This window comes from Algoriphagus sp. CAU 1675, assembly GCF_029222925.1.
In the GTDB taxonomy this organism is placed as follows: domain Bacteria; phylum Bacteroidota; class Bacteroidia; order Cytophagales; family Cyclobacteriaceae; genus Algoriphagus.
In genome coordinates this window covers 1-10,179 of the sequence record NZ_JARHUI010000010.1, presented here as the reverse complement: position 1 = coordinate 10,179, position 10,179 = coordinate 1, and the positions used below count along the sequence as shown (strand labels likewise).

Genomic DNA, 10,179 nt, shown 5'->3' with positions numbered 1-10,179 from the left:
AATCTTCCACCAATTTACGCTTGAAGTCTTCAGAATACTTTCGATGAGAATTAATCCTTTTTCCCGTTTTTAGCATCTCGATTCATCTTTAAAAACGGTCAACTTATTTCAGGGAATGACATTGAAAATTGATAATTATGAATTGATAATTATGAATTGTGACCTTCCCTAATCCCTCCCTATTCCATGGGGACAAGTTATTCTCTAATCCCTGATCTCTAATCCCTATCTCCTATTCCCTCCCTATTCCACCAGGACAAGTTAATCTCTCCCGATTACATCGGGACAAGCTATTCTTTTAATTCGCTGAATTCGTGGTGTAGAAAAATTGAAAGTGTGGGTGGTTTTTCGAAACAAAACCCCGGGAAGGACCTCCTCCCGGGGTTTTAATTTAGTCCATGGCTGGCAGGTAGCCAGCGTGCTCATCCACTGTCAACTGGGAAATACTCACCAGGACAGTTCCTGCGGTTACCGCATAGCCGGCCAAACTCACCAAGAGGGCTGGCAAGGTCACCGGAGCGCTTAACACTGCCGTTCCCACAGCGGCCAAGATCATCCCCGCCTTTTTCAGCTTTTGAAAAAAGGGAGGAGTCGGAGCCAGGGCACGGTGCCGTATTTCTGAAAGTATATTCATCTTTTTTGGTTTTTATTGAACATCAATCAGGTTTCGGAACCCCTACGTTTCCGCATCAGCTGTTTTTTGAGTAAAAACAACACCTCGGTGATTCTGTCTATCTCTGCCCTCAGGTTTTCCTGACGGACCTTGATTTCCAGAAAATCCTCCTGCAATTTTCTGAAGTCCTGAAGCAGGAACTTTAGAAAATAGGCGATCACCGAAAGGAGTATGGACACAAAGGCCCCACTCAAACTCAAGAGTAAGAGGCTATCTGACATGTTTCCAGCGCATAGGGCACCTCCGATGATACAATCTGCATTTCTACAATCTCTCCCCTCTCCCACAGGGCATTGAGCTCATCAAAAAGCTTCATAAAGGCCAATCGGGTAAACATGGGGGTACCATCTGCTCTCAGGGAAGTAAAGGGGCAGAGTTCATGCTGTCCCGGACTGATTTCAGAGGTTTTGGGAAGGATGATCCCTCCCTTTCCCAGAGAAACCATCCAGCCTCTCTCCTCCTCATGCAGGGGTTCCAGTTCATACAGTCCTTCTTTCAGACAATGTACTTCCTCCGAATAACAGCGCTTTGGAGCCTCCCGGGTCAAACACAATTCCCTTTGCCCCAAGTAAAGCCTCCCCAGGGTGCCCCGGGGAGTATAGCTTCTTTTGAGCAAGAGCCTCATTAGACAGCCTTGCTGACGGTAAGCACCTTGGCGGCATTATGCGCTCCGTTGTTGATCGCATATTCCACTCCATTGACCATCTGGATAAATTCCACACTCAGCACAAAGGCATAGTGGGTTCCTGTCAGTTGGGTTTTGTCCACGGTGAGGGTTTGTGCCAAAGCGGGGTCTAGAACGGAAAGTACAGGACTGCTGGCCTGAACCACCGTGCGGGTTCCCAAATCAAAGTCCACTCCCACTCCACTCGCAGAGATCTTGTAATGGGTAGCCCCACTGGGGACGGCCATCAAATCCCGGGGAACGAAAGCGGGCAACTGAACCTCCCAGGCCGCAGCACTGTCGCTGTACTGTAGTTCGAAAAACAGGGATGAGCCCAGAGAAGCCCCTGCATTCAGTTCCAGATCTCTCAGCAAATCCCAATTCCCCTCTTTCACCCTGCGGTCTCCCCGGACATTGACCTCATCGGATTTGAGGACCTGCATCATGAACTGGGTAATCCGAAGGCTCAGCCTTGAATCCCCGATCTTGGAGATCACCGGTCTCAGGGCATCCCTGAGCAACTTGGAGGATTTCGCGTTGTCGGTAAATTCCCGGATATTTTCCCGGGTCCTTGCAAAACGGGGATCATTGAAGATCCTGGTCTTGCTCACCCCTCCTTTTTCACGGGCCAGATACCCGTCCTTGGTCTTGTAGAAGGAAATTCTTCCTATGCTACCTTCCAGTGTAATTACTCCTGCTTGTTTTGCCATATTTTACATGGGTTTTAGTGAAACATGGAGACAAGGTGAAGCCTGAAATCCTGCTTTTCAATTGAATGTGCAGTTCTATCAAATCTATGCAGTAATTGGCAGTATATACTGGTAATCAAACACATATAGCGACATCAGGAAGCCTTCAGGAAATAAGACTTTCATGAATCGGGGCAATTCATCCACAATCGTATAAGCGAAAAAGACCTGTCAAGTTTTGAAAACCTGACAGGTCTGATTGATGAAAGAGACAGAACAAAATTCTTGAAACAAAAGACATCTAATCTTCTGTTATTCCAGCTCCAGGCAGATCGAGTCTGAAAACCTTACTTTTGACCCCGAGACTTTCTTGTAAAACGCAAGAAAAACCAAAACTCCTGAATCCTGAAATATTTCCGGAACAGTAATCAAATGGCTTTCTTTACTTCTATGGGAGCCTTCCCTGATTTCTAAAACTTTCTTCTCCTCCTGATGGTATAAGACAACATAGGAATAGTCCGTCATCCTTGCCAAACCAAGGCTCCCTTCCGAATCCCAGGTGATTTTTAGCTGACCTGTCCCCACCCAGGAAGCTTCTATTCCTGAAGGAAGAGGCAGATCACCGGAGGATATTTTTACACTTTTCTTATGAAGGATCACCTTGTTCCCATCCCCGGTAATTGCCTTTTTCAGTGCCCAGGACGTGGCGTGATGTATTCCCTTCTTAAACCCCTGAATGTATTCTGAATATCCAAAATCCAACACTTCTCTCAGGGGAAGAAGAAATTGCTGAACCTCTTTAAAGGCATTTTGATTAAAAACCTGAAGTTTACTCGGCCTATAAACCGACTTAGGCTCCGGTCTTTTTCGAATAACAGTTTTTCCATTGAGTTGGTAGATCACCAGATCACCGATCTTCCCAGAAAAATTTTTTAACAAAGGGTTGCTTGAAGTTGCCATACTATGATTTTTAAATTATTGAATTCAATTCCTTGCTAAAGCCCATACAGTCTTGGGGTTTATCCAGCTTTCCTACCAATAACACCCCCCTCTTCTCCCACTCTATCTAGGGAACCAAAAGGGAAGCTAGCGGGACAATACCCGAATGAAACTGGGCCAAAATGAATCGTTGGTAAGGGGTTTCCCTGGCTTTGCTATAGAATTGATAGCTCTCAAAACCTGGGAATACTGCTTTTTCAGCTGTCCAGAATCAACGTAGATAGTTCTCAAGATCAGCCTCGGGGATACCTGTAAATGCCGAAAACTCAGAGACAGTGATAAACTGTCCCTTATTTTTATCCAATAGGGAACGGATTTTCTGAAGTACCAAATGACTGTATCGTTCACTCCTGCCGGTGATCCTTTGGATATCTTTGGCATAGATTACACATCTTTTTTTGATCATTTTAAATTTGATTAAGGTTGAATAACAACACCATTTTTAACTAACAGCCCCTCTCCATAAAAGCTTCAACGAGGGAATCTGTACCGGCGAAAACCTTAAAGCTTTCTTACAATTCAAAAAGTCAAATCCCAGAGTTCAGGATTCATCGGTGCAATTGCGGGAAGTAAATTTGCAGGATTTGTTACCAATCCCAAATTCCGGTGGAATCCATGTATTCTATGGATTCTGTGGAATCTGTGGAAAATATGGATTAAGCAAAATGGAAATGTGCTTACCTATTAAAAACCTGGTAGTTCGTGTTGCTTTTAAGACCGTCTATAGCAGTTGGTTGAAATCCAAACTTGGATACACTAGAATCAAAATAAAAAGCCATGCACTTTTTATTCCGCGCTCCTTTATTTGATTTTGACCCCAGCAATGAAAAAGAAATCGAAAAGCATTGGGAAGAGATAAAAACTGCAATAGAGTTTTCTTCTTCAAGTTTATTTCAGGCTATATCAGGCAAAAAGTATGGTGAGCTTAAGCCTTTTACAAAGGCAAAGGTTTTTAAATACATCCTGAGAGGAAGGTATAGAGCCACCCCATTTGGCAAGTTAGCCGCAGTCGGAACAGGACAATTCAGCAACCATGAGAAATATGGTCTGGATCTAAGTCAAGTGAGCCCCATCCCTGCCCGAAATCCCCAAGTTGAAAGCAAGAATGATCCCTCAAAAAGCTATTACTTAGCTGAAGGCGGCTTTGAAAAACTGGGAAGGGTACATTTCTTAAGTTATCTCCCAGAAGACCAAAGGTGGGCAATGGTCAGCGTTCCAAAAAACAAAATCCTTTGCCGACTGATCAAAAAGCTGAAATCAGGTAATACAATTCAGTTCGATCAATTCAAATCCTTATTTGATGATTCCAAAATATCCTTCGTTACAGAGATTTGGGAACAAATGATTGAACTTGGGATCCTGACCCCTGGGCAGCATTCCGTTAATTTACCTCAAAGTTCCACAACCCATGTGGATTTGGTTTTCAATGATGGATTGACTCTACCCAATGAAACCCTTCAGCAACTAAAAGATTTCGGTTTAGAAGCAGGGAACCTTTTTATCCCAAATCAGGATGATTACATCTCTTGTCTTATCCCATGGTTTCAAAAACAATTTGACGACAGGTTCATTCCAATAACCCTTCTTATGGAACATATAGAATTTATAGGAAGCAGTTTTCTGAACAACCCTTCATTTGAAGCCTCCCATGCTTATAAAGGAAAATTCAAAGGGAATCTCTGGGAATCTGAATCAATAGATCTCAGGAATCTTGTTGCTCATCAACCCATTGACAAAAATGTTTTCGATTTGCAGGTAGTGTTTAAGTGGACCTCAGATTGCCAAATTCTTATTGAGAATATGGTATGCAACCGACCTTTTATTTACCATGGTAGATTTAACAAAGATGCATCCTTATTCAAGCTTCAAAAATCAATAAAGGAGAACATTTATACTGATAAAGAAGTCATTTATGCAGAAATAAGGGTGACTGAAACAGAGGCAATCCAGCGCATTTGTTCCACCCAACTACTGTTTGATCGGTATATCACTCCTTTTCAGGGTCCTAATCCCAAGGCAATCCAATTAAAGGAAATTCTGATAGGACACTGCCAAGGCCAATTCTTGTTGATCCATAAAGAAACCGGAAAAAGAATAATACCTGTAGTAATGCATCCCCTCAATGGGAAAGAAATCAGCCATCCTATCCTAAGGCTACTTTGGGAACTTGACCACCAAAACTCCTTCCGATTTATCTCCTATACTTATCCGGGATTCCAGGAAAGCAATTACATCCCTGAGCTGAAATGGGACAAATTGATCCTGCAAAGCCGAAGATGGATAATTCACCATTCCAATTATTCCAATATCAAAGCGTTAGGGGGTTGGTTGAACCGTAAAAATATCCCCTCTCCTATAATAATCGGCATCATTGACAGGGAATTGGTATTGAATTGGAGAAAAGAGGATGAATTGGAGATCCTTTGGAGAGAATTGATAAAATTCCAAAAAGTTGTTTTAAGTGAATGTAAGTGGCTTGGGAATAGCCCGTTCCAATCCCAGAACAGGAATCCGGTTTATCCCCAGTTTGTGGTTCATATCAGTCAAAAAAAACAGGAAACTCCATTCCCAAACTTCGTCAATACTCTGGATTCCATTGACAGAACTTGTCTTTACCTTCTGATCAGGACCAGGGAAGAGGATTGTTGGGAATCGTTGGAGCAAATCCTTGACCACAGACTATTGTCTTTTCTGGAAAAAGAAAAAATCCAATGGTATTATCTCCTATATCCGGAAGGGGAATCACTTCAGCTTAGGATTCGTTTTTTACGGTTGAGCTCAACGCTGAAAAAAGAGATTCTTGCCCGCTTTTGTTATGGATCAAGAACTAACCATAGCAATTTTGAAACCCGTCCCTATTATCCTGAAACCCAAAAATACGGCAAGGAATCTTATCGAATCTCAGAGGATTTATTTTGTCTCGAATCTTCTTTTTTGTGGCATAGAAATAAAGAAAAGAATGAATTTTATTTTCAGAGCGATGACAAAATTAAATTAGAGTTGATCCTTGTTTTGTGGACTGGGATCCTCAATAAACTTGGAAAGAGCCAAATCCTTTTTAACCCAATCAAACAAAAAGTGAAAGCGATCCCACAGGATATTCTGAAAGAGCTCAAGATAAAAAATGAGACAATCAAACCGGAAGTCTCAAACCATAGCAATCATTCAGAATGGATAGAGAAATATACTCAGGTTTTATTGACTCATCCCCTTCTTTATTCTGAAGACAAGCGTTGTATACTCCTAATTTTAAATCATATCCACATGCAGACCAATCGTTTCTTTGGTTCTGAAAGGGGAATTATAGAAAACTTAGTGTATTTGAATCTCTACAAAGTTTTGGGGAAGGAAATCTATGGCAAGAGAAGTAATTGAATACAGGCCAAGCCCCCTTTTAAACAAGGGGTCAGCTATTCTGGGATTTTCCCTCTGTTTTTTTTCAAAATTCATTTTCCAAATTCATTCCAGGATTTTTTGAGAATTGGAAAGGAGGAATCAAACCAGTGTTTTGGTTTCCAAAAATTCATAAAATGTCTGCCTGAATTCTTTCCCTATTGGAACTTTTGCACCGTTTTCCATAAGGCAATAGCCCCCATCAATCGCTTTTAATTTCAGGTAATTGACGGCATAGGACCGGTGAATCCTCACCAAATAAGGCCTTTGTACCCTTTCCAATGTGGCAGAGAACCTGCTTCTGGTTCTGATCTCCTCACCAGAATCCAAAAGAATCACAGAAATTACATCCTTCTGTTCCAAATATTGAATTTCAGCTGGTCTCAACATTACCTGTCTGGATTCCCCATGCTGCTTTATCAAAACCATATCCTCAGATAAAGAAACCTTTTCTTTATTTCTTTTGGAAAGGAGATTCCTTGCTCTTTGAAGTGCATTGGAAACCTCAAAAAAACTGGGTGGTTTTAGGATGAAATAGATGGCGTTTACTTTGAAACTGTCCACTCCAAAGCGGTCATGGGCTGAACAGATGATCACCGGAATATCCAAGTGAGCTATTTTTTTGGAAAGCTCCAGTCCTGAGAATCCCGGGATCATAATATCGGTGATCAATACATCTACTTTTTCTTCCAGAACAAACTTGAGAGCCAATAAAGGGTCCGGAGTGGAAAATTCCACCGTGTATCCGGGAATCATGGAAATAATCTCTGTAAGAAGTATTCTGGGAGCTTCTTCATCATCTAGTAAACCTATTCTTAAAATTTCCTCCATAATCTATATAAAGCAAAAGGTTGAACTCTTGGGAAGTATCGGATATAAAAAGCTGGAAATGGTCCTGAAAATGATAAGATAATATCCTATTAACAGCTTCCACACCAAACCCTGAAGAGGTTCCGGGGAGTGAATTATCCGGGATATTGGTAATAGTTAACGTAAAAACATCCTTTGATTTAGGGCTGAGACCATAGTTAAGGGATAGCATACAGGGAAGAGAATATGAAAAGCAGTTGCCATGTTTAAAGATATTTTCAACCAGAGTGATCAGCGTCCATTTGGGAATTGGCAGTCTATCTGAAGGCAGGCCATAGAGCATTTTTTTGAACCGAAAATTGAGTTTATCGGCAAACCTTTGATTCTGACAGGCAATGTAATTTTCTATGGCACGGATCTCCTGGGAAAGGAAATTCTGCCGGTTCAGACTTTTATAACTATAGGAAAGCAGGGCTGTAAATTGGGAAAGGTTATCAAATAGGGTTCTGGATAAGGGCAACACAGATGCGGAATACTGTGAGACCATATTGAGCACGAAATGGGGGCTTAATTGCAGGGATTTATGTTCCATTTCCAGATGCTCCAGGTAGATCTCAAGCTTGCTTTTTTCTTTTTGCTGCATCGCAAAAATGAACAAGCCACAAAGTGCTGTTGTAAACAGAAGAAACTGAAATATCCTAAGCAGTTCCAAAGTCAAAAATGATCTGATGTCAAGAAGTGCCGAAGAAGTGTCCTTAATCAAGTAATGTTTCAGGAATAAAAATGCGGCGATCAAGCCGATAAACAGCACGAATTCCAATTTCCATCTCTTCCTAAAAATCAGATTGGGCATCAATACAAAAAACCAATATTGATTGATAATACCTCCTAAAAAGTAATTGAGGGATATAATTTCCATGGCAGCAAAATGCCCTCCAATGACAATTCTTGCCCCGATGTCCATCAACAAATAAATCGACCAAATGGACCATAAGAATAATGCAGGGCTTTTAATTATGGTGGAAAAAGCATTGTCTACAGCGGTTTTGCTGCCGTTGATGACAGTTGTTTGATTAAAAAACCGTTGCAGGATAGCTTTCATTATCACAAAACCTAAAATGTCATGAAACACATAAAAAACCGGAAACTGAACCAAACCGGACTTCTCGAACCCAGGATCAAAAGGTTCCTAAAGACCAGAAAGGCAAATGAAAAGGCATTTACTACCAGCTTTGTAAGCGAATGCCTTACCACAATTACAGGAGTATAATTCAATCCGTCTGAACATCATCCTGGAAAGGGAAAAAGATAGGATGATAGCCAGACAACACATGTTGACAAAATCCAATGCCGAACAAAGGCCAAAAACCGGATCGTCATTCCGGAGGAGAGCAACTCCAATCTTAGGATCTGTATTATTCAGATCCTTTTTTATTAGGGCTTCCTGAAAATAAGCTCTTCCAGCTCTTTGACAGGGATACAATGAAAATCGGCGAATTCCTGAATGGTAATCAGATTATGCTTTTCCTTTCCTGCACTCACCCTCACTTGTTTCAAAATCTTATACGCATAGGATCTGCTTCGGCCCGTAAAAATCATTATATCCTGAGCATAGATAATTCTTCTGTTTTTCAGCTTTGGATAAATAAGTACAACATAAAGGCAAAACCATCAAAAAAAAGTGGATTGCCCACCTAAACCGCATTTTCCGAAAATGCATTAAACTTCTTGCAAGATTATGAATATAGTCAAGAATACTTTAGGAAGAAAATAATTTACCTAAAATATAGGGTACCCTATAAAAACTGGAGTTAGGATGAGCCCTATCCGATTTCCGCAAAAAGTACACTCATGTCGGTTTTTGAGTCGTTGGTGTCGGTTTTCAAGTTGTCTGTGTTATTTCCTTGGAATTATGCCCTTTCATTTGGGAGCTTTGACTTAAATCCAAGTGAAGACAGATATGAAGGGCAGCAGTAAGATCATTTCATCCATTTTAATTTTGATTTTTTGTTATACCGGATTGGACAAAGCCATTCGGTTTGAATCCAGCCGCAAGGCTTTTCACAATCAAACCTTTCCTGCTGAGCTTGCCGAGATTTTGGCTTATGCAGTTCCCGGAGTAGAGTTGCTGCTCACCCTGCTCCTTTTCTTTTCAGTCACCAAATGGTGGGGATATCTGGGGAGCCTACTCCTGCTCACGGTATTTACCACCTATGTAGGCCTGATCTGGGTGGGGGCATTTCCGAGAGTGCCCTGTAACTGTGCAGGAATCCTCGAGAGTCTGGGTTGGGCGGAACACTTTTTCTTGAACCTGGGATTAATTGGGATTTCGGTGCTTGGGTTAAGGGAATTGAGAATGAGGAATGAGGAATGAGGAATGAGGAATTGAGAATTAGGAATGAATAATTAGGAATTGAGGATTAGGAAATAGGTCCAAGGTTGTGGGTTGTGGGTTGTAGGCTGTAGGTTATAAGTTGAGAGTTGGAAGTTTAAAGTTGGTGAAGGTTTTAGGTTGTGAGTTGTAAGTTATGGGTAGACGTTTTGCCTACTGTTTACTAATCACTGACCACTGTTTTTGGTTGTAGGTTGTGGGTTGATCATTAGTGCTTACTGCTCAATGGGACACTATTGTTTAATTGTTTAATCGGTTAACTGTTTAACTGATAAGGAGCTAAGTTGGGTGTTCTGCCTACTGCTAACTGTTCTAGGTTGTAGGTTGTGAGTTGTAACCTATCGATTGTCGCCACTGCGAGGAGGCGGTAAGCCGACGTGGCTTCTGTTAGGTAGGTTTTGAGAATTGAGAATTAGGAATGAAGAATTAGGAAATATGACCTTCCCTAAATAGCGTTGACCGTTTGGTTCAACATTCATTTATAAATTCCATCGGGCAAACATGAGCCAGAGGTTCTTCTCTTGGGCAAACTTCGAAGGGGCTCGATGCCCCTAAGAAG

General features: G+C 41.5%; 12 protein-coding genes. 3 read left to right on the top strand and 9 right to left on the bottom strand.

What is annotated here, in order from left to right:
* Window positions 1-391 precede the first annotated feature (391 nt).
* From P2G54_RS16400 to P2G54_RS16375, 6 genes are all read right to left on the bottom strand, one after another.
* Entirely contained in the window at window positions 392-634 is a 243-nt protein-coding gene (locus P2G54_RS16400) for a hypothetical protein (protein WP_275872650.1), read from the bottom strand.
* Window positions 635-660: 26 nt separating this feature from the next.
* A complete protein-coding gene (locus tag P2G54_RS16395; protein ID WP_275872649.1) occupies window positions 661-894 on the bottom strand; it encodes a hypothetical protein in 234 nt (77 codons plus the stop codon).
* Window positions 870-1,298 carry a DUF5675 family protein gene (locus tag P2G54_RS16390; RefSeq protein WP_275872648.1) on the bottom strand — a complete coding sequence of 143 codons (429 nt, stop codon included), beginning with the start codon at window positions 1,296-1,298 and terminating at the stop codon, window positions 870-872. Before P2G54_RS16390 ends, P2G54_RS16395 begins: the two co-directional genes overlap by 25 nt.
* Window positions 1,298-2,047, bottom strand: coding sequence for a hypothetical protein (locus P2G54_RS16385; RefSeq protein WP_275872647.1), 750 nt, complete (start codon window positions 2,045-2,047; stop codon window positions 1,298-1,300). Before P2G54_RS16385 ends, P2G54_RS16390 begins: the two co-directional genes overlap by 1 nt.
* Window positions 2,048-2,338: 291 nt before the next feature.
* Entirely contained in the window at window positions 2,339-2,986 is a 648-nt protein-coding gene (locus P2G54_RS16380; protein ID WP_275872646.1) for a DUF6266 family protein, read from the bottom strand.
* 250 nt (window positions 2,987-3,236) lie between these two features.
* The gene (locus P2G54_RS16375) at window positions 3,237-3,431 is read right to left on the bottom strand and encodes a hypothetical protein (protein WP_275872645.1); all 195 of its coding nucleotides are present in this window, start codon (window positions 3,429-3,431) and stop codon (window positions 3,237-3,239) included.
* Between the two features lie 371 nt (window positions 3,432-3,802).
* Between P2G54_RS16375 and P2G54_RS16370 the strand changes: the two genes are divergently transcribed.
* Window positions 3,803-6,400 (top strand): lantibiotic dehydratase, encoded by a 2,598-nt coding sequence (locus P2G54_RS16370; protein ID WP_275872644.1) that lies wholly within the window; start codon window positions 3,803-3,805, stop codon window positions 6,398-6,400.
* Between the two features lie 120 nt (window positions 6,401-6,520).
* Here the strand turns inward: P2G54_RS16370 and P2G54_RS16365 are convergent, their stop codons facing one another.
* Both P2G54_RS16365 and P2G54_RS16360 read right to left on the bottom strand, forming a co-directional pair.
* A complete protein-coding gene (locus P2G54_RS16365) occupies window positions 6,521-7,249 on the bottom strand; it encodes a LytTR family DNA-binding domain-containing protein (RefSeq protein ID WP_275872643.1) in 729 nt (242 codons plus the stop codon).
* Window positions 7,215-8,330, bottom strand: coding sequence for a histidine kinase (locus tag P2G54_RS16360; protein ID WP_275872642.1), 1,116 nt, complete (start codon window positions 8,328-8,330; stop codon window positions 7,215-7,217). Before P2G54_RS16360 ends, P2G54_RS16365 begins: the two co-directional genes overlap by 35 nt.
* A 21-nt stretch (window positions 8,331-8,351) precedes the next feature.
* Here P2G54_RS16360 and P2G54_RS16355 point away from each other — a divergent pair, with 21 nt between their 5' ends.
* Window positions 8,352-8,498 (top strand): hypothetical protein, encoded by a 147-nt coding sequence (locus P2G54_RS16355; protein ID WP_275872641.1) that lies wholly within the window; start codon window positions 8,352-8,354, stop codon window positions 8,496-8,498.
* Window positions 8,499-8,662: 164 nt separating this feature from the next.
* Here the strand turns inward: P2G54_RS16355 and P2G54_RS16350 are convergent, their stop codons facing one another.
* Window positions 8,663-8,827: a hypothetical protein gene (locus tag P2G54_RS16350; protein WP_275872640.1), complete on the bottom strand. Its 165-nt coding sequence runs from the start codon at window positions 8,825-8,827 to the stop codon at window positions 8,663-8,665.
* A 349-nt stretch (window positions 8,828-9,176) separates the two neighbouring features.
* On the opposite strand from P2G54_RS16350, the gene P2G54_RS16345 reads away from it, so the two are divergent.
* Window positions 9,177-9,602, top strand: coding sequence for a MauE/DoxX family redox-associated membrane protein (locus P2G54_RS16345; RefSeq protein ID WP_275872639.1), 426 nt, complete (start codon window positions 9,177-9,179; stop codon window positions 9,600-9,602).
* The last annotated feature ends 577 nt before the right edge of the window (window positions 9,603-10,179 follow it).

Coding starts and splice junctions, on each gene's coding strand:
- P2G54_RS16400 (WP_275872650.1), bottom strand. CDS start 634: ATGAATATACTTTCAGAAATACGGCACCGTGCCCTGGCTCCGACTCCT.
- P2G54_RS16395 (WP_275872649.1), bottom strand. CDS start 894: ATGTCAGATAGCCTCTTACTCTTGAGTTTGAGTGGGGCCTTTGTGTCC.
- P2G54_RS16390 (WP_275872648.1), bottom strand. CDS start 1,298: ATGAGGCTCTTGCTCAAAAGAAGCTATACTCCCCGGGGCACCCTGGGG.
- P2G54_RS16385 (WP_275872647.1), bottom strand. CDS start 2,047: ATGGCAAAACAAGCAGGAGTAATTACACTGGAAGGTAGCATAGGAAGA.
- P2G54_RS16380 (WP_275872646.1), bottom strand. CDS start 2,986: ATGGCAACTTCAAGCAACCCTTTGTTAAAAAATTTTTCTGGGAAGATC.
- P2G54_RS16375 (WP_275872645.1), bottom strand. CDS start 3,431: ATGATCAAAAAAAGATGTGTAATCTATGCCAAAGATATCCAAAGGATC.
- P2G54_RS16370 (WP_275872644.1), top strand. CDS start 3,803: ATGCACTTTTTATTCCGCGCTCCTTTATTTGATTTTGACCCCAGCAAT.
- P2G54_RS16365 (WP_275872643.1), bottom strand. CDS start 7,249: ATGGAGGAAATTTTAAGAATAGGTTTACTAGATGATGAAGAAGCTCCC.
- P2G54_RS16360 (WP_275872642.1), bottom strand. CDS start 8,330: ATGAAAGCTATCCTGCAACGGTTTTTTAATCAAACAACTGTCATCAAC.
- P2G54_RS16355 (WP_275872641.1), top strand. CDS start 8,352: ATGAAACACATAAAAAACCGGAAACTGAACCAAACCGGACTTCTCGAA.
- P2G54_RS16350 (WP_275872640.1), bottom strand. CDS start 8,827: ATGATTTTTACGGGCCGAAGCAGATCCTATGCGTATAAGATTTTGAAA.